Below are 23,382 nucleotides of genomic sequence, written 5' to 3' on the forward strand. Positions count from 1 at the left end.
CATGAGCGCAGGAAAAAAAACCGCCGGCATCACGCTGACTCTCGGCGCGGCCGAATTGCAGCACCTGACGCTGGACCGAGAGCGCGTCACCATCGGCCGCCGCCCCCATAACGACATGGTGCTCGATCACCCGGCCGTCAGCGGCGAGCATGCCGTCATCGTCACCATTGCCAACGATTCCTTCCTGGAGGACTTGAACAGCACCAACGGCACCCTGGTCAACGGCCAGCCGATCAAGAAGCATTTTCTGCAACACGGCGACACCATCGAGATCGCCAAATACGTAATCCGCTACCGCGCCGAGGCGCAGGGGCCGGCCGGCGCCGCGCGCGCGCCGCGCCCGCGCGCCCGCCTCAAGGTGTTGGCCGGTCCCGGCGCTGGCCGCGAACTGGTGCTCGCCAAGCCGCTCACCAGCATCGGCCGCCCGGGCGTGCAAGTCGCCGTCATCCTCGAACGGCCGCATGACTATTGCATTGCCCACATCGAAGGCGAGGCTCACCCGCTCCTGAACGGCAAATCGGTCGGCACCTCGGCCACACCGCTGGCTTCGGGTGACATCATCGAATTGTCCGGGGCACAGTTGCTGTTTGCACTGGAGTGAATCACGTGCCATTTTAGCAACATGACGAAAGAAGAAATTTGACAATTTTTTACCTTGTGACAAATACTGTCATGATCACGGCCAACAAACTGACGAAAAATTCACATATTCATAACATCCGTGTGACATTTCGCCATAACGCCGCCTGGCACGCCAATTGCTCATAAGAAATTGGCGAGTGCCCAATTTATCCAAGGAGGACAAGAAATGAAATCGACGAAAATGATGCAATCCGCCCAGCGCGGCTTCACCCTGATTGAATTGATGATCGTGGTGGCAATTGTTGGTATCTTGGCGGCGGTGGCGCTGCCGGCGTATCAGGATTACACAGTTCGAGCCAAGGTGACGGAAGTCGTATTGGCCGCTTCAGCCTCTAAGGTTGCTATTGCTGAATGGGCACAGACCAAAAATGCGTTACCAGCAGCGGCGGATTACGTGCCTGTTTGGACAGCAACACCAAAGGTTTCGGGCGTGACTTGGGATGGCACAAAAGTGGACGCAGCTGCGGTGGCGGCCGAGATTCCAGGCGGTGGAAATATTACCTTGACACCAACTTTACTGGCTGATGGGAAAGTTACTTGGGTATGCACTGGCACCATTGCGGCCAAATATCTGCCAGCAAGCTGCAAATAAAGCCGGGTAGGGTGGGTGCGTTGTTGTCCCCACGTAGTATCTCCGAAACACCCCATTCGTGGGGTGTTTTTTTGTTTGCAGCTTATTAGTCCGCCGCCAATTTATATTGCGGGTGTGCACGAACCTCCTGTCTTGAACGAATCGCGCGCCGCCAGACCATAGGCTGCGCCGGGATGTAATGCATGACGATAGGCGTCGATAATGTGCTGGCGCAGCAAATACTTAATTAATCATATACTCATTTATATGGCGCCAAATTCCACGCATAAAATTTATGTTTTGACAATATGCTCCTGATATTGTGCAGTGTTTGGCGAATTGCTTCGACTGCAAAATACCCTGCAAGGCGCTTGGCTTGCCGCTACCGCGCCGCGCCCTTGAAGCCCTTCGGATTCTGACTCTGCCAGTGCCAGTAGTCGGCGCACATGTCGGCCAGCCCCAGTTGCGCCTGCCAGCCCAGCAGCGTTTTCGCCTGGCTGGGATCGGCGTAGCACGCAGCGACGTCGCCGCGGCGGCGCGGCGCGAGCTGGTAGGGGATGGCGCGGCCGCTAGCAGTTTCGAAGGCGCGCACGATGTCCAGCACGCTGTAACCCTGGCCGGTGCCGAGGTTGACGGTGAAGCATTGTTGGGATGCAAACAGATGATCGAGCGCGGCCACATGGCCGCGCGCCAGGTCCATCACGTGCACGTAGTCGCGCACGCCGGTGCCGTCCGGAGTCGGGTAGTCGTGGCCGAAGATCGACAGTCGCGGCAGGCGGCCTACCGCGACTTGGGCGACGAAGGGCATCAGGTTGTTCGGCACCCCATGCGGGTCTTCGCCGATCAGGCCGGAGGGGTGCGCGCCGACCGGGTTGAAGTAGCGCAGGGTGCCGATCGCCCAGCCAGGGTCGGATTGCGCTAGATCCTCCAACACCTGCTCGACCAGCAGCTTCGAGCGGCCATACGGATTGGTGGTGGACAGGCGCGCCGATTCTGCGATCGGCACCGATTGGGGGTCACCGTAGACGGTGGCCGAGGAACTGAACACGAAGCGCTTGACGCCGGCTGCCTGCAGCGCCTGCAGCAGGGTGATGGTGCCGGACAGGTTGTTGTCGAAATATGCCAGTGGCTGCGCCACCGATTCGCCCACCGACTTCAGGCCGGCGAAGTGGATCACGGCGGCGACCGGATGCGCCTGCAGGATTGCATCGAGTGCCGCGCGGTCGCGCACATCGACCTCGAAAAAGGGGATGCTGCGGTCGATGATTTGTTCCACTCGTCGCAAAGCCGTACGCGAGCTATTGGACAGATTGTCCAGGGCCACCAGCGAATACCCGGCCTCGGCCAGCGCCACGCAGGTGTGCGAGCCGATGTAGCCGCAGGCGCCGGTGACCAGGATGGTTTCGTTATTCGGCATGGGGCGAAGTCGTGAATGAGGTGAAATACCGGCGGCAGGAAATGCTGCCGGGAAAAACTACGCCACCGCTCGTTGTTCATTTTTCAGCCGTGTGCCCCGTGCCTTTGCTGCCGCGTTGGTTTCAAGTGGGATAGGCGCGGTACGAAGCCTTCAGCGTCGATATACGATAGGCATCTTCCGCACTGCCTGGCTTGCGCACCCTCAAACCTCGCGCATCGCTCGCGCCGTAAACAACACGAACAGGTGCATGCGTGGCAACGTCGAGCCAGCCGACTGTGTTGTGCCGTTATAAGCATTCAAGAAATTTGTATTTGGGAAAACGCCGGATGCTCGGCATACTCGCCATCATCCGAATTTCCCTGCGAGACGTTCATGAAAAAAATCTGGTTCTTGTTGTTGGCGCTGGCCGCCGCTGGCACGGCTCTGGCCGCGCAACCGTTGCTGTCGCCGGCCGAGCTGCAAGCACGGCTGAAGGATGCCAGCCTGCGCGTGATCGATATCCGCGACGCCAAGTCGTACGCCGAGCAGCATATTCCGGGAGCCGTCTCGGCTCCTTATGGCAGTTGGCGCGGCCCGGCTTCCAATCCCGGCGAACTGCCGGAATTGCCGAAACTGACCGCGCTGGTGCAAAGCCTGGGTCTGACGCCGGCGACACATGCGGTGGTGGTCTCGAGCGGCGCTGACGCCACGGATTTCGGCGCCGCCGCCCGCGTCTACTGGACGCTGAAGGTGCTGGGCCTGAAACAGTTGTCGATCCTGAACGGCGGCATCAAGGGCTGGGCGCAACCCGGCTTGCCGCTGGATGCGGCGCCAGTCAAGGTCGCGGCCAGCAGCTACGCGCCGCAACTCGACCACAGCCTGATCGTGACCCGCGACGAGTTGGCGCCGCAAATCTCGACCGGCAAGCTGAACCTGGTCGACGCCCGTCCCGCCGATTTCTTCCGCGGCGAAACCCGCCACGCCGCCGCCAAGCTGCCCGGCACACTCAAGGGCGCGGTGAATCTGGAGCACGACAAGTGGTTCGTGCCCGGTACCGCGACCTTCGTTTCGACCGAAGATGCGAAGAAAATCGCCGCTGTCGCGCCGCTCGATCCGCAGCACGAAACGGTTTCCTTCTGCAACACCGGCCACTGGGCGGCCACCGACTGGTTCGCGCTGTCGGAAGTGGTAGGGCAGAAAAACGTCAAGCTGTACCCGGGTTCGATGGTGGATTGGACCCAGGCGGCGAACAGCCTGCCGATGGAGAACGTGCCGGGGCGCGCCACCCAGTTGCTGATCGATGCCAAGCTGTGGGCCGCAAAAAACGCCAAGTGACATGATGAAACGTTTTCCACTGGCGGCCTTGCTGGCCGCCTTTTTTGTGTTGCTGCTCTGGAACGTCTCGGTGCGTCAGGCAGTGTTGTTCCTGGTCGGCATCGGCATGGGCGCGGCTCTGGCCGGCGCCCGCTTCGGCTTCACCACCGGCTGGCGCCAACTGGTGGAGCAGCGCGATCCGCGCGGCGCGCTCGGGCAACTGCTGCTGCTGGGACTGGCGGCGACCTTGTCGATGCCCTTGCTCGGCGCCTTTCCCGAATTGCACGCGGCGCTCGGTCCGCCCAGCATCAGCCTGCTGGTGGGCGCCTTTGTGTTTGGCCTGGCAATGCAGATCGCCGACGGCTGCGGTTCCGGCACGCTGTACAAGGCTGGACTCGGCGTGCCGCTGAACATGGGCATCCTGCCGCTGTTTGCGCTCGGCAGCTTTCTCGGTTCGGCCCATCTGGATGCCTGGCTCAGCCTGGGCCAGTTGGCGCCGGTCGGTTTCGTCGAGCAGTGGGGCGTCGGCACCGCGCTGCTGGTGACCTGGCTGCTGCTGGGTGTGGTCGCGCTGGCGGTGCGCGCCTGGGTCGGCGGGGGCAAGGCATGGTTGGAATCGCGCTGGATCTGGGGTGCGCTGGCGCTTGGCGTGCTGGCTGCGCTGAACCTGATCATCGCCGGCCAGCCGTGGGGCGTGGTCTACGGCTTCGGTCTGTGGGCGGCCAAGGTGGCGCACGCGGTCGGCTGGTTTGACCCGGCCATCAACCCGTTCTGGAGCCAGGCCGGCAACCTGCAGCGGCTGTCGCAGTCGTTGCTGCTGGATGTGACCTCGATTACCAACATCGGCATCCTCGGTGGCGCGCTCTGGATTTCGGCGCGGACCCCGGCATCCGCCAAACCCTTGAGCGCCAAGCAATGGCTGGTGGGGCTGGTGGCCGGCTTCGTGCTCGGCTATAGCTCGCGCCTGGCGTTCGGCTGCAACATCGGCGCCATGCTGAGCGGAATCGCCACCGGCAGCCTGCACGGCTGGATCTGGATGCCGGTGGCATTCGCCGGCACCCTGATTGGCGTGCGCGTGCGGCGCCATTATCAGTTCTGAACCGGGACCGGATTGCTATGCAACGAACTTCCACATTACGCATCGTCTTCTGGGCCGGGCTGCTGGCTTTCCTGGCCTGGGATTGGACCCATTCGGCGCCGATCGATCTGCGCCAGGAGCCGCCGCTGATCGCGGCCGGCTCCGGCCAGGAGGTCAGCGGCGGCCACTGCTCGATGGCCAAGTAGCGCGCCAGGTAGGCCTACTCGGGGTTCACCTCGATGCGGTCGCGGCCGCCCGCCTTGGCGCGGTACAGCGCCTGGTCGCTGCGCGTCAGGGCCGCCTCGACACTGGCATCGCTCTCATGGATGCGCGCAATGCCGATGCTGACGGTAATCGGGATCAGGTGCGCGCCGTCGCGCAGCGGCGCCTCGCGCAAGCGCGCCTGGATCCGTTTTGCAAAGATCGTGGCGTCATCGATGTCGGCATCGGGCAGCACCACTGCGAATTCCTCGCCGCCAACCCGGCCCACCGTATCGTGCTTGCGCAAACCATCGCGCAAGATGCTGGCGAAATGCTTCAGTACCAGATCGCCAGTGGCATGGCCGTAGCTGTCGTTGATCGCCTTGAAATGATCCAGGTCGCACATCAGCACTGCTGCGCGCGCACCCGGCAGGCGCTGGTTTCGGCGCAGAATTTCCCCCATGCACCCCATGAAGCAGCGCCGGTTCGGCAGTTGCGTCAGGAAATCGATGGTGGCGAATTCGTGCAGTTCAAGCTCGCTGTGCTTGCGGTCGGTGATGTCGGTGACGAAGCCATGCCAGAGCGTGCCGCCGTCCTCCAGCCGCCGTGGCCGGGCGTCGCCGCGCCGCCAGCGCAACCCCTGTCGCGGCAACACCACGCGATACTCGAGATGCCAGGGCGTCAGGCTGGCCGCCGAGGCTTGCAGCGAGGCGCGGTAATTCTCGAGGTCGTCCGGGTAAATCAGGGCGTGCACCAGGCCGATGTTCCCGGTGGCCTGTTCCGGAGTCAGTTCGTAAATGTCGCGGATGCCGTCGCTGACATAGGTCAGGAAGCCGCGCTGGTTGGGCGGTAGGCGGTATTGGAATACCAGCCCAGGCACTTCGTTGGTGAGGCAGGTGATCAGGTCGACGGTTTGCTGCAGCCGTTCCGACAGCGTCCGCGTCGCGGTAATGTCGGTGGTCGTGCCGATCATGCGTAGCGGCTGGCCGTGCTGGTCGCGGCTCACCACCTTGCCGCGGCTCAGGATCCATTTGTAGCTGCCATCCTTGCAGCGGATTCTGTGTTCGACCTTGTAGGTTGGGGTCTTGCGATCGAAGTGCGCCTGGATGGTCGCCTTGACATACTCCACATCGTCCGGATGCACCCGCGCGTAGCTGTCCTCGATCCGGTTGCTGACCTCCGACTCGGTGTAGCCCAGCATGGCCTTCCAGGTGGTGGAGTAATAAATCTCGCCGCCAGGGATATTTCGATCCCAGATCCCGGTGCCGCTACCCTCGATCGCCAGTGCCATCAGGGTTTCGCTTTCATGCAGCGTATGCTCGGCCCTTTGTATTTTTTCCTGGTCATGGTTGCGCTCGATCGCGATCACCGTCAGCGGCACCAGATCCAGCAGCGTCTGCCGATTCTCGCGCCGATTTTCGGCGGGATCGGGACTGCGCGAATAAGCGACAAAAATTCCGAGCAGGTAGTGGCCGGCGGACAAGATCGGTATTGCCGCGTCGGCATGCAGCCCGTGTTGCAAAGCCATGTGGCGAAAGTCCTGCCAGAAGCGGCTGGCTTCGATCTGCTCAATCGCTGTGTGGAATGGAGTGTCCGCCGCGACTTGGCGCTGGACGCCGCCGGCACCGAGCGCGATTGCGTCCAGGGCGCGACGGTAATCCGGATGCAGGCTGGGCGCCGCGCCCAGGCGCAGGTAATCCCCATCCTCATCCAGCAACAAAATGGCGCCCGCAATTTCAGGAGCTTGTTGTTCGGCAATCCGCACGATGCAGCTCAGCGTTTCGGCCAGCGGGGCCGCCTGCGCGATGCGTTGCAGGACCATGCTGTTTGTTTCCAGCACCCTCTGGTTGCGCCTGGTATCGTCGCCGTGCTGCAATTTGTCTGATGTCATCTGTCTCAGTGATACGGTTGCGCCGCAGTCGTTGCAGGGCAGGCGTTCATCTGAAAAGCACGATCCGTCTGCTACGAACTCGCCACCCAATCGCCCGATTTGCCGCCATGTTTTTCCAGCACCCGCACATCGGTCATCACCATGCCGCGATCAACCGCCTTGCACATGTCGTAGATGGTCAGAAGGCCGACCTGCACCGCCGTCAGAGCTTCCATCTCGACCCCGGTCTTGCCGACCGTCTCGACCTGCGCGGTACAGTCCACGCAAGATGCCTCCGGCACGATCTGGAACTCGACTGCGACGCGAGTGATCGCCAGCGGATGGCACAGCGGGATCAGATCGCTGGTGCGCTTGGCCGCCATGATCGCGGCGGTGCGGGCAATCCCCAGTACGTCGCCTTTTTTGGCGGTGCCGGATTGAATCAGTGCCAGCGTTTCCGGCCGCATCCGGATGCGGCCGGCGGCGCGCGCGATGCGGTGGGTTTCCTGCTTGGCGCCGACATCGACCATGTGCGCCTGGCCGGCAGCGTCGAAGTGGGTCAAACCGGGCGCCGGTGTGGCGCGAGCGGGAGGGATCGGATTGCTCTCGGGCTTCACCTGGGACGCGGGTGGCGAGACGGTCGGCTGGTTCATGATCGGGTTCGTTGGCTTGTTGCAGGGTCGTCGCTGCCATTACTGGTTGTAACGGCAGCCGAACGATTTTCCTTTGCTAGTATCATAGTATCGTGAAATCTTTCCTCGCATCATTCAACGCTTCGTCGGCGGCCGCCTGGCGTTTGGCGACGGTTGCCGCGCGCCGGGCGGTGGCCGTTCTGTGCGCCGCCTGCATCGCCGCCGGCGCCGCTCCTATCCCTCCCGTTTTCGCCGCCGATGGCCTGCCAACCCTAGGCGATGCCGCTGGCAGCGAATTGTCGCCACTGATGGAGCGCAAGCTGGGCGAGGAAATCATGCACGACATCCGGCGCGATCCGGATTACCTGAGCGACGCGCCAGTCCTGGAATACCTGAACGACTTTGGCGCCACACTGGTGGCGGCGCGGCCGGATGTGCGCGGTCAGGCGGCTTTCGATTTTTCCTTTTTCGCGGTGCGCGACCCGCGCATCAACGCCTTTGCACTGCCGGGCGGCTTCATCGGCGTGCATTCGGCGCTAATCCTGGCGGCGCAGACCGAGTCGCAACTGGCCTCGGTGCTGGCGCACGAGGTCGGCCACGTGGCGCAGCGCCACATCGCGCGCATGATCGGCAGCCAGAAGCAGGATGCGCTGATTCCGCTGGCCTCGGTGCTGCTGGCAGCGTTGGCGGCGCGTTCTTCCGGCGATGCGGCGGTCGGCATGCTGATGGGCGGTACCGGCCTGGCCATGCAGCGCCAGCTGAACTTCAGCCGCGATGCGGAGCGCGAGGCCGACCGCATCGGCCTGCAGATTCTGCAGGACGGCGGCTTCGACACCAGCGGCATGGTGGCTTTCTTTGGCCGGATGCAGAACGCGACCCGCAACTATTCCGATGCCGTGCCGCCTTACCTGCTGTCGCATCCGCTGACCACCGAGCGCATCGCCGACATCGAGGCCCGCATTCGCGGCCAGCGCTACAAGCAGCGTGCCGACAGCCTGGATTTCTACCTGATCCGGGCGCGCGTGCGGGTGCTGCAGGACGGCTCGGTGCAGGGCCTGCGCGACGCCACTGCGTTCTTTGAAAATCAATTGCAGCAGAAAACCGCAATGGATGTCGCCGCCGCCAACTATGGGCTGGCCGTCATCGCGCATCGACGCGGCCAGCCGGAGCAAGCCGAAAAACTGCTGCAGCAGGCGCGCCGCGCGCTACCGGCAAATACCCGCAGTCCGGTGCTGGCCGCCTTTGGCATCGAACTCAAGCTGGCTGCGCGCCAGCCCGAGCAAGCGGTGACGTTGGCCGACGCCGCGCGCGCCCAGTTTCCGCTGTCGCGCGGCATCGCGCGCCAGTACGCCGAGGCGCTGATCGAAGCCGGCCGCGCCGACGACGCCACGCGCTACCTGCGCGACCAGGTGCAGTTGTACCGGCAGGAACCGGAGTTGCAGGCGCTGTTGGCGAAATCCTACGCGGCGCAGGGCAAGCAGGTGTTGCAGCATCTGGCACTGGCCGAATCGTATGCGCTCTCGGGCACCCTGCCGAGCGCGCTGGAGCAGTTGAAGATCGCACGCCGCGCGCCGGATGGCAGCTTTTACGAACAGGCGATGATCGACGCCCGCGAACGCGAACTGCAGGCGCAGTGGCGCCAGCAACTGGAAGAGAGTAAGAAGAACCGCTAGCTGCGCGATCTCCTTTCGTTCATATACTCCTTGATGCACAACTCACTTCCGTACGTATTCCGGTCGGGAAATTAATATACCCCTAGATCGAATATCCGGCGCGCCGTACCGGCACTCATGCCGGGTCCGGCTGCGGCGCTGGCACGAAGCCGAAGTGAGTGGCCAGGTCCGCGCGCGCGATGCGCTGCAGCGGCAGCCGCTGACCGGCGTAGTGCAGCGTCAGCCGGCCGTCGGCTGCGCCGCTAAGCCAGTCGAGCAGGCGTTCGTCGCCGGCCGGGGCGCCGTCGATGCGCAAGGCGGTCAGGCATTCGGCCAGGTCGCGGTCGTCGAGCGCCGCCACCTTGGCGCCGGCTTGCAGGATCAGTTGCCCGTTTTCCGTCATCCATGCCGAGTCGATCGGCGTCAGCGCCTCGCCGTGCTGCAGGACAAAGCCCTGGGCCGGATCGGTATGCGCGATGTAAGGCGTGATTTCCAGGTTCACGTAGACGCGCTGCGGACCGTTCTGGAAGTACCAGCGGCCTTGTTCGTCGTGGGTGTAATTGCGGTGGATGAAGCCGAGCAGCGCCGCGTTGCTGATCCTGTCGCCCGGCAATTTCAGCGCCTGTGCCCGTTCGTCGCGCATGCGCCAGCTGCCGCGCGCATCCAGCGCCAGCCAGCCATAGCAATGGGGCACGTTGGGCCACTTGGCGAGCGCCTGTTGCACGATAGGATCCATGCGCATCCTTCCTCGATAGATGTGGGTTTGCCGATGGGGGTACTGTAGCGTGTCCTGCAGCCTGCGGCCACCCGCCGGTGCAGCGAAGCCGGTGGCAGTGCGGCTGCCGTCTGGTACCGCTGTCGTCAAGCCTCGTTGTCGTCCTCCAGAAAACGCATGATGCGCCGCGGCAGCCAGTCCAGCCGTCCCGGCGGCACGCCGGTGGCGAAGCCGACGTGGCCGCCCTCGCGCGGATATTCCAGCGTCACACTGCGCGCGGCGCTGCGCGGCAAGAACCGGGCCGGCAGGAAAGGGTCGTTCTGCGCATTCAGCACCAGCGTCGGCAGCGTGATGTCGGCCAGCACGTGCTTGGCGCTGGCGCGGTTCCAGTAATCGTCGGTGCCGCGGTAACCATGCAGCGGCGCGGTGACGATATTGTCGAACGCATACAGGTCGCGTGCGCGCAGCATTTGCTCGCGGTCGAACAGGGCGGGGAATTGCTCCAGCTTCTGCAGGCTCTTCGACTTCATGGTGTGCAGGAACATGCAGCCGTAAATCCGGTTGAAGCCGCGCGTCAGCGCGGCGCCACCGCCGGCCAGGTCAAGCGGCGCCGAAATCGCGCAGGCGGCGTCGACGAACTCGGCCTGGTGCTGCGCTTCGCCCAGCCAGCGCAACAGCGCATTACCGCCAAGCGAGGCGCCGGCTGCGTAGAACTTCGACGCGGCGCCGGCGTGCGCCGCCAGCCGGCGCAAAATCCAGTCCACTTCCGCGGCATCGCCGGAATGGTAAAAGCGCGGTGCCCGGTTGATCTGGCCCGAGCAGCCGCGAAAATGCGGCACCGCGCCCGACCAGCCGCGCGCTGCTACGGCCGCCATCAGTGCGCGGCAGTAATGGCTCTGCGACGATCCTTCCAGGCCGTGAAACAGTACCAGGAACGGCTGGCCCGGACGGCCGTCGACAAAATCGATGTCGATGAAATCGCCGTCCGGCGCATCCCAGCGCTCGCGCCGGTACGCCACCGCTGGCCTGGCGATGCAGGTCGCGGGATAGATCGTTTGCAGATGGCCGCCAGGCAGCCAGCGTGGCGCGGGGAAATCCATGAGGTTCAATGTTGTGGCCGGATGCGCGGGTGCCTGTTGCGCGGCCTCAAAGGCGGATGAAAATCACCAGAACCGTCGCCTGCAAGGCGGGCCCGCGGCCGCCCAATCAGTGCAGCAGCGTGGCTCCGGCCGGTTCCGGCGGCGCCTTGCCGGGCGCCACCGAAGCGTGGTGCAGAACGATGCGCCAGCCGTGTACGGTCTTGACATAGACATTGGTGGCCAGTACGTGCACCTCCTGGCTGCCGGCTCCGGGCCGGTTGATTTCCTCCAGCACGCTGTGCACCTCGGTCATCGGGTTGCGTACCGTGTGCAGCTGACGCGGCCGGATGTGTACGCCGCCCTGTTCGAACACCGCTTCCCATGAAGCCCGGATTGCCGCGTAGCCGACCAGGCGCGGCGCGTTCGGATGAATGCAGACGATCTCGTCTTCCTCCGCCCACAGCGCCATCAGGGCCTCGATGTCGGCCCGCGCCAGCGCGTCGTAGAACGCGCTTTCGATATCATCGGCCGAGCCGGCCACCAGTTTGGGGCGTGACATGGGAAATCGGGCGAATGCGCAGGGCGCCGGACCGGCTCAATGGCGATGGGTGTGTACGCCCGCTTTCAACTGATACACGGTGCTGCAATACGGGCATTTGGTGCGGCCGCTGGCATCGAAGGTCAGATACACGCGCGGGTGCGCCGACCACAGCGGCATTTTTGGATTCGGGCAGTAGGCCGACAGGTAGCTGGCGTCGTCCAGTTCCACCGGAATGACTTCAACGGTTGGCATCATCTGATTTTCCATGGCGGGTTCGTTTGCGGTGCGGGTTACGGGTTCGGCTGGCATCAAACTGCCGTTAGCCAGTGCCGGTATTGCGGGGCGCGGCCTGCAACGATTTCAAAGAACAGCGACTGCAATTTTTCGGTGATCGGACCGCGGTGGCCGGGGCCGATCTGGCGGTTGTCGAGTTCGCGGATCGGCGTGACTTCGGCCGCGGTGCCGGTGAAGAAGGCTTCGTCGCAGCAGTACATCTCGTCGCGCGTGATGCGTTTTTCGATCACTTCGATGCCGAGGTCGCGCGCCATGGTAATCACCGAGTCGCGCGTGATGCCGTCCAGGCAGGAGGCGAGATCGGGCGTATACAGCTTGCCGTTCTTGACGATGAAGACGTTCTCGCCGGAACCTTCGGAGACGAAGCCTTCGGTGTCCAGCAGCAGCGCTTCGTCGTAGCCGTCGGCCAGCGCTTCCTGGTTGGCCAGGATCGAGTTGATGTAGTAGCCGGAAGCCTTGGCACGCACCAGCGAGATGTTGACGTGGTGCCGAGTGAACGACGACACCTTGACGCGGATGCCGCGGCTCATGCCGTCTTCGCCCAGGTAGGCGCCCCAAGGCCAGGCGGCGATGGCGACGTGGATCGTGTTGCCCTGGGCCGAGACGCCGAGCTTCTCGTCGCCGATCCAGGCCAGCGGCCGGATGTAGCAGGATTCCAGGCGGTTTTCGCGCACCACCTGCTTTTGTGCCTCGATGATGGTTTCCATGTCGAACGGAATTTTCATCTGGAAGATCTTGGCCGAATTGAACAGCCGCTGCGTGTGCTCCCGCAGCCGGAAAATCGCCGTGCCGTCCTGCGTCTTGTAGGCGCGCACGCCCTCGAAGACGCCCATGCCGTAGTGCAGGCTGTGGGTCAGCACGTGGATCGTGGCGTCGCGCCAGTCGATCAGCTTGCCGTCTTTCCAAATTTTTCCGTCGCGGTCGGACATGGACATCTCGAAATCTCCGTAAATTGAAGCGAAACGCCAATTCTAACGGATTCGGGCGGTGGCAAAAAATCGCCGGTAGAATACGCCTTCCCGAAAATCGGAGCGCCGTGCAGCGGCTTTCCGGCCGGATTCCAGTCGGCTTGCAACATTGGCAAGCGGCACCCGTACCAACCTCCACCGGCGACGCCCACGGCAAACATGGATAGCGATTTCAGCGGCACGCGGGCGGCAAACCCGGCGGCCATCGATGCGGTGGAGCGCAGCGCCTACCGCGAAGCGTTCAAGCTGTGCGCCGCCGCCATGCCCGGCATCGGCGCCTGGGGCATGGTCACCGGCATGGCGATGGTGAAGTCCGGCCTGACAGTGTGGCAGGCGCTGGGCATGACGCTGGCCGCGTTTGCCGGTTCGGCGCAACTGGCGTCGTTGCCGCTGATCGCCGCCAACGCGCCGATCTGGATCGTGTTTGCGACGGCAATGGTGGTGAACCTGCGCTTCGTGATTTTTTCGGCCGCGATCGGGCCGCATTTCGCGCATCTGCCGTGGTATCGGCGTATCTGGCACGGCTACTTCACCGGCGACCTGACGATGGGCTTCTTCCCGCAGCGGTTCCCGGCCTCGAGCGTGCACCTGCCGGCCGGCAAGCTTGGTTTTTTCAACGGCATCGCCTATCCCAACTGGTTTGCGTGGCAGGTTGGATCGATCGCCGGCATCCTGCTCGGCAGCCAGATTCCAGAGAGCTGGAATATTGGTTTTGCCGGTACGCTGGCCCTGTTGGCGGTGCTGATCCCGCTGACTGTGAATCTGGCCGCGCTGGCAGGCGTCGCGGTGGCCGGCGCGGTGGCGGTGCTGGCGATCGACCTGCCGTTTCGGCTCGGGCTGTTGCTGGCGGTGATTCTCGGCATGGTAGCGGCGATGCTGGTAGATGGGATTTTGTACAAGGAAAAAGCATGAGCGCGAGCGATGTCTGGCTCACCATCGGTTTTCTGACGCTGGCGACCATCCTGACCAGGAGCTCGCTGTTCCTGTTTGGCCATGCGGTCAAGTTTCCCCCCAGGGTGCAGCACGCGCTGCGCTATGCGCCGGCGGCGGCGCTGGCGGCGATTGTGATTCCCGATCTGTGGCTGGCGAATGGCGCGGCCAGTTTCGCCTGGTTCAACCCGAAACTCTGGGCCGGGATCGGCGCCACGCTGTTTTTCCTCGCCACGCGCCATCTGTTGGGCACCATCATCGTCGGCATGGGCCTGTTTTCGGTGCTGCGCCTGGCGTTCTAGCGCCCGCCCGCCGGGGCGGCGTGGCCGGTTTTTGCCCGGACGGTAGGGTAAAATGGCGGATTCTCGTCCATCCCGTTTTTTGCCCGCGATGAAATTCAATCGACTCTCCGACCTGATCGCCGCCCGCCAGTTGCAAGGTAAGCGGGTATTTATCCGTGCCGACCTGAACGTGCCGCAAGACGACACCGGCAAGATCACTGAAGATACCCGCATCCGCGCCTCGGTGCCGGCGATCCGCCAGGCGCTGGACGCCGGTGCCGCGGTGATGGTGACTTCGCATCTGGGGCGCCCGACCGAGGGTGAATTGACGCCGCAGGACACGCTGGCGCCGGTGGCCGAGCGCTTGGCGGAACTGCTGGGCCAGCCGGTGCCGCTGAAGCAGGACTGGCTCGACGGCGGCGCGACCGCCGATCTGGCGCCGGGTCAGGTGATGCTGCTGGAAAACTGCCGCGTCAACCGCGGCGAGAAAAAGAACGACGAGCAGCTGGCGCGCAAGATGGCGGCGCTGTGCGACATCTACGTCAACGACGCCTTCGGCACCGCGCACCGCGCCGAAGCCACCACTTACGGTATCGCCCAGTTTGCGCCGGTGGCCTGCGCCGGCCCGCTGTTGGCGGCCGAGCTGGACGCGCTGGGTAAGGCGCTGCACCAGCCGGCGCGCCCGCTGTTGGCGATCGTCGCCGGCTCCAAGGTCTCGTCGAAGCTAACCATCCTGAAGGCGCTGGCGGACAAGGTCGATCATCTGATCGTCGGCGGCGGCATCGCCAATACCTTCATGCTGGCTTCCGGTTTGAGGATCGGCAAGTCGCTGGCCGAACCAGACCTGGTGGCCGAGGCGCGCGCGATCATCGAGCTGATGGCGGCGCGCGGCGCTTCAGTGCCGATTCCGACCGACGTCGTGTGCGCCAAGGCGTTTGCCGCCGATGCGGCCGCAACCGTCAAGCCGGTAGCGGCGGTGGAAGACGACGACCTGATCCTCGACATCGGCCCCGACACCGCGGCGCGGCTGGCGGCACAGATCGCCGGCGCCGGTACCATCGTCTGGAACGGTCCGGTCGGCGTGTTCGAATTCGACCAGTTCGCTAACGGCACGAAGACGCTGGCGCAGGCGATCGCGGCCTCGAAGGCTTTTTCGATTGCCGGCGGCGGTGATACGCTGGCGGCGATCGCCAAGTACGGTATCGCCGACCGGATCGGTTATATCTCCACCGGCGGCGGCGCCTTCCTTGAGTTCCTGGAAGGCAAGACCTTGCCTGCGGTCGAAATTTTGATGCGGCGCGCCGCCCAGCCGTAAAAGGTCGACATGCCCAGATCCACCAAAATCGTCGCCACCATCGGCCCCGCTTCCAGCGATTCCGAAACCCTGACGCAAATGATCGAGGCCGGCGTCGACGTCGTGCGGCTGAATTTTTCGCATGGCAAGGCCCAGGATCATATCGAGCGCGCGCAACTGGTGCGCCAAGTGGCGGCTGCCTGCGGGCGCGAAGTGGCGATCATGGCCGATATGCAGGGCCCGAAAATCCGAGTCGGCAAGTTTGTTGATGGCAAGATTCAGTTGGAAAAGGGTGCCCAGTTCATTCTGGACGCTGATTGCGAGTTGGGCGACCAGCAGCGCGTCGGCCTCGATTACCGGGATTTGCCGCGTGACGTCCGGCGCGGCGACGTGCTGCTCCTGAACGATGGCTTGATCGTGCTGGTGGTGGACCGGGTAGCGGGCGGTGAAATCCACACCACGGTGCGGGTCGGCGGCGAGCTGTCCAACAACAAGGGTATCAACCGCCAAGGCGGCGGCTTGACGGCGCCGGCGCTGACCGCCAAGGACATGGACGACATCAAGACTGCAATGAGTTTCCAGGCCGACTATCTGGCGATCTCGTTTCCGAAAAGCGCGACCGACATGGAAATGGCGCGCCAGTTGGCGAATATTGCCGGCGAGCCGTACAAGCACAAGCCGATGCTGATTGCCAAGATTGAGCGCGCGGAAGCAATTCCGGTCCTGCAGGAAATCCTCGATGCCTCGGACGGCATCATGGTGGCGCGCGGCGACCTGGCGGTGGAAGTCGGCAACGCCGCGGTGCCGGCCTTGCAAAAGCGCATGATCCGCATGGCGCGTGCCTCCAACAAGCTGGCAATCACCGCCACCCAGATGATGGAATCGATGATCGTCAACGCGGTGCCGACCCGGGCCGAAGTGTCGGACGTGGCCAACGCCGTGCTGGACGGCACCGACGCCGTGATGACCTCGGCCGAGACCGCCGCCGGAAAATATCCGGTGGAGACGGTCGAAGCGATGGCGGCGATCTGCCTGGAGGCAGAGAATTCCGAAAACTACAAGCTGGACGGCGATTTCCTGAATGTCGAATTTACTCGCATCGACCAGTCGATCGCCTATGGCGCCTTGTTTACCGCCTACCACCTGAAAGTGAAAGCGATCGCCGCCCTGACCGATTCCGGCTCGACCGCGCTGTGGATGAGTCGCCACAACACCGATACGCCGATTTATGCGATGACGCCCAAACGCTCGACGCAGCGCAAAGCGGCCTTGTTTCGCAACGTCCATACTTTTGAATTGGCCGCATCGAGCGATCGGGATGCCGTTTTGAAGGCTGCGCAGGATTTGCTGTTGGCCAAAGGCGTGGTGCAGCGCGGGGACATGATCGTGCTGACCTGGGGTGAGCCGATGGGGCAGGTCGGCGGCACCAACGCCCTGAAGATCATGCGGATTGGTGATTGAAGCCCGCGATTTCCGGTTTTTGATATTTTTTATTTGGAGAACCATCATGCCTCTCGTATCCATGCGTCAACTGCTCGACCACGCAGCCGAAAACGGCTACGGTTTGCCGGCTTTCAACGTCAATAACCTGGAACAGGTGCAGGCGATCATGGCCGCGGCTGATGCGGTCGGCGCGCCGGTCATCATGCAGGCCTCGGCCGGCGCCCGCAAATATGCCGGCGAAGCCTTCCTGCGGCACCTGATCGAAGCGGCGGTCGAAGCCTATCCGCACATCCCGGTGGTGATGCACCAGGACCACGGCCAGTCGCCGGCGGTGTGCATGACCGCGATCCGCTCCGGCTTCACCTCGGTGATGATGGACGGTTCGCTACAGGCCGACGGCAAGACGGTGGCCGACTACGCCTACAACGTCGAGGTGTCGCGCAAGGTGGTCGAGTTTTCGCATGCGATCGGCGTCACGGTCGAAGCTGAGCTGGGCGTGCTCGGGTCGCTGGAAACCATGAAGGGCGACAAGGAGGACGGCCACGGTGCGGAAGGCACGATGACGCGCGAGCAGCTCCTGACCGACGTCGCGCAAGCCGCCGATTTCGTCAAGCTGACCCAGTGCGACGCGCTGGCGATCGCGATCGGCACCTCGCACGGCGCCTACAAATTTTCACGCAAGCCGACCGGCGACATTTTGGCAATCGACCGCATCAAGGAAATTCACGCCCGCATCCCGAACACGCACCTGGTGATGCACGGCTCCAGCTCGGTGCCGCAGGAACTGCTGGCCGAGATCCGCGAATTCGGCGGCGACATGAAGGAAACCTACGGCGTGCCGGTGGAAGAGATCCAGGAAGGTATCAAGCACGGCGTGCGCAAGATCAATATCGACACCGACATCCGGTTGGCGATGACCGGCGCGATCCGCCGCTATTTTGTGGAAAACCCATCCAAGTTCGATCCGCGCGACTACCTGAAGCCGGCGCGCGAAGCGGCGATGAACATCTGCAAGGCGCGCTATTTGGCGTTCGGCTGCGAAGGCCAGGCGGCCCGGATCAAGCCGGTGACGCTGGAAAAGATGGCCGAGCGCTACAAGAACGGCGAGCTGAAACAGGTGGTGCAGTAATCGGCGCTTCGCTTCCCGTGAAACGGGGGCCATTGTCTTCCTGTTGTTCCCGCGTGGCTGGGAACAACAGGGAAGACGTGCACATCTTTGAAGTAATGAACAGCCCTGCTCCGTGAAACCGAAGGGGCGAGAGAATCACTAACGCAGCATCCGGAATTTCCATGAACAGCCTCTATCAATCCTCCATCAGCTCGCTGTCACTGCTCGGCCGTGGCAAGGTGCGTGACAACTATGCAGTCGGCGACGACAAGCTCCTGATCGTCACCACCGATCGCCTGTCTGCCTTCGATGTCGTGATGAATGAACCGATCCCCGGCAAGGGCAAGGTCTTGAACCAGATGTCGAATTTTTGGTTTGGTAAGCTGGCCGGCATCGTGCCGAACCATCTGACCGGCATCGCGCCGGAGAGCGTCGTGCGCGAGGACGAGGCGGATCAGGTCAAGGGCAGGGCGGTGGTCGCCAAGCGCCTGCAGCCGATCCTGGTGGAGGCGGTGGTGCGCGGCTACATCATCGGTTCCGGCTGGAAGGATTATCAGGCGACTGGCGCCATCTGCGGTATCGCCTTGCCGGCGGGTCTGCGCCAGGCCGACAAGCTGGCGCAGCCGATCTTCACCCCGGCCGCCAAGGCCGAGCTGGGTGAGCATGACGAAAATATCAGCTTCGAGGAAATGGAGCGGCGCATCGGCAAGGAACTGGCGGCCAGCATGCGCGACATCAGCATCAGGTTGTACCAGACCGCCGCCGATTATGCGGCGACGCGCGGCATCATCATCGCCGACACCAAGTTCGAGTTCGGCCTCGACGAGAACGGCGTGCTGCATCTGATGGATGAAGTGCTGACTGCCGATTCCTCGCGCTTCTGGCCAGCGGATTCCTATGCGCCCGGCATGTCGCCGCCATCGTTCGACAAGCAGTTCGTGCGCGACTATCTGGAAACCCTCTCCGACTGGCACAAGACGGCACCGGCGCCGGCGCTGCCGGCCGACGTGATCGAGAAGACCGGCGCCAAATACCGCGAGGCATTGGAGCGCCTGACCGGCGCCACGCTGCAAGATTGAAGAGGACCGAGATGACGATAGAAGCGCAGGCAGGCGCGCCCCTGGTGGGCGTGGTGATGGGGTCTTCTTCCGACTGGGAAGTGATGCAGCACGCAGTGGCGCTGCTGAAGGAGTTTGGCGTGGCGCACGAGGCACGCGTGATTTCGGCGCACCGGATGCCCGACCAGATGTTTGCCTATGCGGAAAGCGCGCGCGAGCGCGGCCTGCGCGCCATCATCGCCGGCGCTGGCGGCGCCGCCCATCTGCCCGGGATGCTGGCTGCCAAGACCATCGTTCCGGTGCTGGGCGTGCCGGTACCGTCGAAGTATCTGCGCGGCGAGGATTCGCTGCTGTCGATCGTGCAAATGCCAAAGGGCATCCCGGTCGCCACCTTCGCCATCGGCGAAGCCGGCGCCGCCAATGCCGCCTTGATGGCGGTCGCGATGCTGGCGGCAGGTGATCAGGCGCTGGCTGCGCGCCTGCAGGAATTCCGCATCGCCCAAACCGCGCAGGCGCAAGCCATGACCTTGCCGGCATGAGATTCGTATGAGCCTGCAATTGAGTGACCCAGCTTTCAATCCGACGGCAGCGCCCGCCACCTGGCTGGGCGTGATGGGGGGCGGCCAGCTCGGCCGCATGTTTGTCCATGCCGCGCAGGCGATGGGCTACAAGGTCGCGGTGCTGGAGCCGGCGCTCGACTGCCCGGCGGGCCATGCTGCCGACCATTTGCTGGCGGCCGGCTACGAGGATCGCGCGGCGCTGGCGGAACTGGCGCAACAATGCTCGGCGGTGACCACCGAATTCGAGAACGTACCGGCCGCGAGCCTGGCATTCCTGGCGCGGGACAGCTTTGTCGCGCCTGCCGCCGCCTGCGTCTCGATCGCGCAGGATCGCGCCGCCGAAAAGCGCTTCTTCACCGAATGCGCGCCGCTCTCCGGGGTGCTGCCGGCACCGCATTGTCTGGTCGCGTCGGCGGCGGACATCGACGCTGCGGACGAAGCCTTGCTGTCCGGCATCCTGAAAACCGTGCGGCTCGGCTACGACGGCAAGGGCCAGGCGCGCGTGGCGACCCGCGCCGAACTGCGCGCCGCGTTTGCCTCCATGGGCGAGGTGCCGTGCGTGCTGGAAAAGATGCTGCCGCTGGCCTATGAAATCTCGGTGCTGGCCGTGCGCGGTGCAGACGGCCAGTCAGTGGTCTACCCGATCGCCGAAAACGTGCACCGCGACGGCATCCTGTTCACCACCATCGTGCCTAGCCCGAATGTCAGCGCCGATTGCGCACAACGGGCGCAGGCGGCAGCGCTGGCAATCATCGACCGGCTCGACTATGTCGGCGTGCTGTGCATCGAATTCTTCGTGCTGCAGGATGGTTCGCTGGTGGTCAACGAAATGGCGCCGCGCCCGCACAACAGCGGCCACTACACGATCGACGCCTGCGTCACCAGCCAGTTCGCGCAGCAGGTGCGGGCGATGGCGCGCCTGCCGCTGGGCGATGCGCGCCAGCATTCGCCGGCTGTGATGCTGAATATTCTCGGCGACATCTGGTTCGAAGGCGAAGGCGCTGCCGACGCGCGCGAACCGGCATGGGACCAGGTGCTGGCGTTGCCGGGCGCCAACCTGCATCTCTACGGCAAGCGCGAAGCGCGGCGCGGCCGCAAGATGGGGCATGTCACCTTCGTTGCGCCGACGCTGGGAGAGGCGCAGGACAACCTGCGGCGGGCGTGCCGGGTGCTGGGCATCGCGCTGGAATCTACTGAGGAAGTGGTTGCAGCTACCGGGTGTGGCGAGACCGAAGGCAGCAAGAATGGCGGCGAACAGCGCATACCATGAGGCCTCCGTATTTACATACTCCACGACATTGATCACGCAGTGGCATGTCAATTAATGCGATTTTGAACATACTCCGCCCATGACCCAAGCTCGCAAAGGCATCATCCTGGCCGGCGGTTCCGGCACCCGGCTCTACCCGGTGACGATGTCGGTCTCCAAGCAATTACTGCCGGTGTACGACAAGCCGATGATCTACTATCCGCTGACCACGCTGATGCTGGCCGGTATCCGCGAGATCCTGATCATCTCGACGCCGCAAGACACCCCGCGCTTCCAGGAACTGCTGGGTGACGGCCGGCAGTGGGGGCTGAGCCTCTCCTACGCGGTGCAGCCGAGCCCGGATGGCCTGGCGCAAGCCTTCATCATCGGCCGTGATTTCGTCGGTGCGGCGCCGTCGGCGCTGATCCTGGGGGACAACATTTACTACGGCCACGACTTCGAGCGCCAGTTGCGCGCCGCGTCCGAGCGCGATGCGGGCTCGACCGTGTTTGCCTACCATGTGCTGGATCCGGAGCGATATGGTGTGGTCGAATTCGATGCTGCGCGGCGCGCCGTCAGCATCGAGGAAAAGCCGGCCAGGCCGAAATCCAATTACGCGGTTACCGGACTGTATTTCTACGACAACCAGGTATGCGATATCGCCGCCGGCATCCAGCCATCCGCGCGCGGCGAACTGGAAATCACCGACGTCAACCGTGCCTATCTGCAACGCAACCAGTTGAACGTCGAATTGATGGGACGCGGCATGGCCTGGCTCGATACCGGCACGCATGAATCCCTGCTGGATGCCGGCCAGTTCATCGCTACCATAGAAAATCGCCAGGGTTTGAAAATCGCCTGCCCGGAAGAAATTGCCTATCGCAAAGGCTATATCGGCGCGGAACAATTGCAGGAACTGGCGCAGCCGCTACAGAAGAACGGTTACGGCCGCTACCTGCTGCAACTGCTTGAAGGCAAGGTGTTTTGAGCCCTGCAGCGATCACTTCGCACAACAGCACGACAGGCGAGCCGATTCCATGACCCGCATTCTCCTCACCGGCAAAACCGGCCAGGTCGGTTACGAACTGGAGCGCAGCCTGCAAGGCCTGGGCGACATCATCGCCCTCGATCGCGCGCAAATGGATCTAGCCAATCTGGCCCAGGTACGCGCCGTCATTCGCGACATCCAACCGACGCTGATCGTCAATCCGGCCGCCTATACCGCGGTCGACCAGGCCGAGCGCGAGCAGGAGCTGGTCATGCGCATCAACGGCGAAGCGCCCGGCGTCATGGCGGAAGAAGCGCGCAAGCTCGGCGCGCTGATGATCCATTACTCGACCGACTACGTATTTGACGGCACCAAGGCCGGCCCGTACACGGAAACCGACCGGCCATCGCCAGTCAATGTATATGGCGCCAGCAAACTGGCCGGCGAGCAGGCGATCCAAGCTACCGGCATCCCGCACCTGATCCTGCGCACCAGTTGGGTGTATGGCAATCGGGGCAAGAATTTCCTGCAGACCGTGCTGGGGCTGGCGCAGGAGCGCGATGAGTTGCGCATCGTTTCCGATCAGCATGGCGCACCGACCTGGTGCCGCACCATTGCCGACATCACTGCGCATATCGTGGCCCAAGGCCATGCGGCGAAGCAGGCGTGCGACTGGTGGCAGGAGCGAAGCGGCATTTATCATCTGAGCGCTCGCGGGCAGACCACCTGGCATGGCTTCGCCAAGGAAATTCTGGATCATGCCGGCGTCGTCAAGCGGCCAGTGCTGATGCCGATCCGGACCGAAGACTACCCCTTGCCGGCCAAGCGTCCCGCGAACTCCATCCTCTGTACCGAACGCCTGAGAAATACGTTTTGCGACCTGCCGCAGTGGCCGGAGGCGTTGCGCCTGTGCATGGGTGCGGCGGAATAAATGGCTTTCCCTCGGTTCGCTGTCCGATACAACTGGTTCAATGTAGAACCGGTCCGTCAGCTTGCTGATTTGACCAAGACAATGCCGTGTTCGATGTGTTAACATTGGTGTTCATTAATTGAACAACCCGAGTTTCCATTTGTTCGGCTCTAGCAGCCAATCGTTATCTCGGGCGGCTTGGATCTCGAATACCAAAAACCGACATCGAACAAGATGTTAACTCCCTCCCTCCAAGAAGAAAATCACCTCAAGGTCTTGCGTCTTCTGGAGGCCAACCCGCACATGAATCAGCGCGATCTGGCCAACGCACTGGGAATAAGTCTGGGTAAGGCCAACTATTGCATTAAGGCATTGCTGGACAAGGGATGGATCAAGATACAGAGCTTCAGCAAAAGCCCGAAGAAACTGGCTTATGCCTACCTGCTTACACCCGCCGGCATCGCCGAAAAAACCGGTCTCACGGTTCGCTTCCTGGAGCGGAAGATGGCCGAATACGAGAGTTTGAGACAGGAAATTGAGGCGTTGAAATCCGAAGTAAAAAGTCCAGCCGTGGCCATGGCCAATCAAAAAAACACGCTATGAGCGGC

General features: G+C 63.3%; 25 protein-coding genes. 17 read left to right on the forward strand and 8 right to left on the reverse strand.

Going from position 1 to position 23,382, the window contains the following annotated elements; genetic code table 11:
* The first annotated feature begins 1 nt into the window (after window position 1).
* Together ACK2VC_RS12220 and ACK2VC_RS12225 are read left to right on the forward strand one after the other, a co-directional pair.
* Entirely contained in the window at window positions 2–601 is a 600-nt protein-coding gene (locus ACK2VC_RS12220) for an FHA domain-containing protein (protein ID WP_486730623.1), read from the forward strand.
* 207 nt (window positions 602–808) lie between these two features.
* A complete protein-coding gene (locus ACK2VC_RS12225) occupies window positions 809–1,234 on the forward strand; it encodes a pilin (protein WP_486730624.1) in 426 nt (141 codons plus the stop codon).
* Window positions 1,235–1,595: 361 nt separating this feature from the next.
* Here ACK2VC_RS12225 and galE read toward each other — a convergent pair whose 3' ends face one another.
* Complete coding sequence (gene galE / locus ACK2VC_RS12230; RefSeq protein ID WP_486730625.1) at window positions 1,596–2,630, reverse strand: UDP-glucose 4-epimerase GalE; 1,035 nt, start codon at window positions 2,628–2,630, stop codon at window positions 1,596–1,598.
* Window positions 2,631–3,002: 372 nt separating this feature from the next.
* Here galE and ACK2VC_RS12235 point away from each other — a divergent pair, with 372 nt between their 5' ends.
* From ACK2VC_RS12235 to ACK2VC_RS12245, 3 genes are read left to right on the forward strand one after another with little or no spacing between them, the layout of a single operon-like run.
* The gene (locus tag ACK2VC_RS12235; protein WP_486730626.1) at window positions 3,003–3,944 is read left to right on the forward strand and encodes a sulfurtransferase; all 942 of its coding nucleotides are present in this window, start codon (window positions 3,003–3,005) and stop codon (window positions 3,942–3,944) included.
* 4 nt (window positions 3,945–3,948) lie between these two features.
* Window positions 3,949–5,022 carry a YeeE/YedE thiosulfate transporter family protein gene (locus ACK2VC_RS12240; protein ID WP_486733234.1) on the forward strand — a complete coding sequence of 358 codons (1,074 nt, stop codon included), beginning with the start codon at window positions 3,949–3,951 and terminating at the stop codon, window positions 5,020–5,022.
* A 17-nt stretch (window positions 5,023–5,039) separates the two neighbouring features.
* Window positions 5,040–5,207, forward strand: coding sequence for a hypothetical protein (locus ACK2VC_RS12245; RefSeq protein WP_486730627.1), 168 nt, complete (start codon window positions 5,040–5,042; stop codon window positions 5,205–5,207).
* A 14-nt stretch (window positions 5,208–5,221) separates the two neighbouring features.
* Here the strand turns inward: ACK2VC_RS12245 and ACK2VC_RS12250 are convergent, their stop codons facing one another.
* Window positions 5,222–7,093 carry a diguanylate cyclase gene (locus tag ACK2VC_RS12250; RefSeq protein ID WP_486730628.1) on the reverse strand — a complete coding sequence of 624 codons (1,872 nt, stop codon included), beginning with the start codon at window positions 7,091–7,093 and terminating at the stop codon, window positions 5,222–5,224.
* 71 nt (window positions 7,094–7,164) lie between these two features.
* On the reverse strand, window positions 7,165–7,602 hold the full coding sequence (gene moaC, locus ACK2VC_RS12255) for a cyclic pyranopterin monophosphate synthase MoaC (RefSeq protein WP_486733235.1): 438 nt from the start codon (window positions 7,600–7,602) through the stop codon (window positions 7,165–7,167).
* Between the two features lie 215 nt (window positions 7,603–7,817).
* On the opposite strand from moaC, the gene ACK2VC_RS12260 reads away from it, so the two are divergent.
* Entirely contained in the window at window positions 7,818–9,377 is a 1,560-nt protein-coding gene (locus ACK2VC_RS12260; RefSeq protein ID WP_486730629.1) for a M48 family metalloprotease, read from the forward strand.
* A gap of 115 nt (window positions 9,378–9,492) precedes the next feature.
* Here ACK2VC_RS12260 and ACK2VC_RS12265 read toward each other — a convergent pair whose 3' ends face one another.
* The 5 genes from ACK2VC_RS12265 to ACK2VC_RS12285 form a co-directional block, all read right to left on the reverse strand.
* Window positions 9,493–10,092, reverse strand: a complete 600-nt coding sequence (locus ACK2VC_RS12265; RefSeq protein WP_486730630.1) for a DUF2946 family protein — start codon at window positions 10,090–10,092, stop codon at window positions 9,493–9,495.
* Between the two features lie 125 nt (window positions 10,093–10,217).
* Window positions 10,218–11,171, reverse strand: a complete 954-nt coding sequence (locus ACK2VC_RS12270; protein WP_486730631.1) for a YheT family hydrolase — start codon at window positions 11,169–11,171, stop codon at window positions 10,218–10,220.
* A 106-nt stretch (window positions 11,172–11,277) separates the two neighbouring features.
* Complete coding sequence (locus tag ACK2VC_RS12275; protein ID WP_486730632.1) at window positions 11,278–11,709, reverse strand: YybH family protein; 432 nt, start codon at window positions 11,707–11,709, stop codon at window positions 11,278–11,280.
* Between the two features lie 36 nt (window positions 11,710–11,745).
* Complete coding sequence (locus ACK2VC_RS12280; protein WP_486730633.1) at window positions 11,746–11,946, reverse strand: zinc-finger domain-containing protein; 201 nt, start codon at window positions 11,944–11,946, stop codon at window positions 11,746–11,748.
* A 53-nt stretch (window positions 11,947–11,999) separates the two neighbouring features.
* The gene (locus tag ACK2VC_RS12285) at window positions 12,000–12,920 is read right to left on the reverse strand and encodes a branched-chain amino acid transaminase (protein ID WP_486730634.1); all 921 of its coding nucleotides are present in this window, start codon (window positions 12,918–12,920) and stop codon (window positions 12,000–12,002) included.
* Between the two features lie 192 nt (window positions 12,921–13,112).
* On the opposite strand from ACK2VC_RS12285, the gene ACK2VC_RS12290 reads away from it, so the two are divergent.
* From ACK2VC_RS12290 to ACK2VC_RS12340, 11 genes are all read left to right on the forward strand, one after another.
* Window positions 13,113–13,865 carry an AzlC family ABC transporter permease gene (locus ACK2VC_RS12290; RefSeq protein WP_486730635.1) on the forward strand — a complete coding sequence of 251 codons (753 nt, stop codon included), beginning with the start codon at window positions 13,113–13,115 and terminating at the stop codon, window positions 13,863–13,865.
* On the forward strand, window positions 13,862–14,185 hold the full coding sequence (locus tag ACK2VC_RS12295) for an AzlD domain-containing protein (protein ID WP_486730636.1): 324 nt from the start codon (window positions 13,862–13,864) through the stop codon (window positions 14,183–14,185). Before ACK2VC_RS12290 ends, ACK2VC_RS12295 begins: the two co-directional genes overlap by 4 nt.
* An 88-nt stretch (window positions 14,186–14,273) precedes the next feature.
* The gene (locus tag ACK2VC_RS12300; RefSeq protein WP_486730637.1) at window positions 14,274–15,479 is read left to right on the forward strand and encodes a phosphoglycerate kinase; all 1,206 of its coding nucleotides are present in this window, start codon (window positions 14,274–14,276) and stop codon (window positions 15,477–15,479) included.
* A gap of 9 nt (window positions 15,480–15,488) precedes the next feature.
* Window positions 15,489–16,919: a pyruvate kinase gene (gene pyk, locus ACK2VC_RS12305; protein ID WP_486730638.1), complete on the forward strand. Its 1,431-nt coding sequence runs from the start codon at window positions 15,489–15,491 to the stop codon at window positions 16,917–16,919.
* A gap of 46 nt (window positions 16,920–16,965) precedes the next feature.
* A complete protein-coding gene (fba, locus tag ACK2VC_RS12310; RefSeq protein ID WP_486730639.1) occupies window positions 16,966–18,030 on the forward strand; it encodes a class II fructose-bisphosphate aldolase in 1,065 nt (354 codons plus the stop codon).
* Between the two features lie 161 nt (window positions 18,031–18,191).
* Window positions 18,192–19,088: a phosphoribosylaminoimidazolesuccinocarboxamide synthase gene (locus tag ACK2VC_RS12315; protein WP_486730640.1), complete on the forward strand. Its 897-nt coding sequence runs from the start codon at window positions 18,192–18,194 to the stop codon at window positions 19,086–19,088.
* Window positions 19,089–19,099: 11 nt separating this feature from the next.
* Entirely contained in the window at window positions 19,100–19,606 is a 507-nt protein-coding gene (gene purE, locus ACK2VC_RS12320) for a 5-(carboxyamino)imidazole ribonucleotide mutase (RefSeq protein WP_486730641.1), read from the forward strand.
* Between the two features lie 7 nt (window positions 19,607–19,613).
* A complete protein-coding gene (locus tag ACK2VC_RS12325) occupies window positions 19,614–20,897 on the forward strand; it encodes a 5-(carboxyamino)imidazole ribonucleotide synthase (protein WP_486730642.1) in 1,284 nt (427 codons plus the stop codon).
* Window positions 20,898–20,976: 79 nt separating this feature from the next.
* Window positions 20,977–21,864 carry a glucose-1-phosphate thymidylyltransferase RfbA gene (gene rfbA / locus ACK2VC_RS12330; RefSeq protein ID WP_486730643.1) on the forward strand — a complete coding sequence of 296 codons (888 nt, stop codon included), beginning with the start codon at window positions 20,977–20,979 and terminating at the stop codon, window positions 21,862–21,864.
* Window positions 21,865–21,913: 49 nt separating this feature from the next.
* On the forward strand, window positions 21,914–22,795 hold the full coding sequence (rfbD, locus tag ACK2VC_RS12335) for a dTDP-4-dehydrorhamnose reductase (protein WP_486730644.1): 882 nt from the start codon (window positions 21,914–21,916) through the stop codon (window positions 22,793–22,795).
* 213 nt (window positions 22,796–23,008) lie between these two features.
* Window positions 23,009–23,377 carry a MarR family EPS-associated transcriptional regulator gene (locus ACK2VC_RS12340; protein ID WP_486730645.1) on the forward strand — a complete coding sequence of 123 codons (369 nt, stop codon included), beginning with the start codon at window positions 23,009–23,011 and terminating at the stop codon, window positions 23,375–23,377.
* The last annotated feature ends 5 nt before the right edge of the window (window positions 23,378–23,382 follow it).

The organism is Herbaspirillum sp. WTB6 (assembly GCF_057457785.1).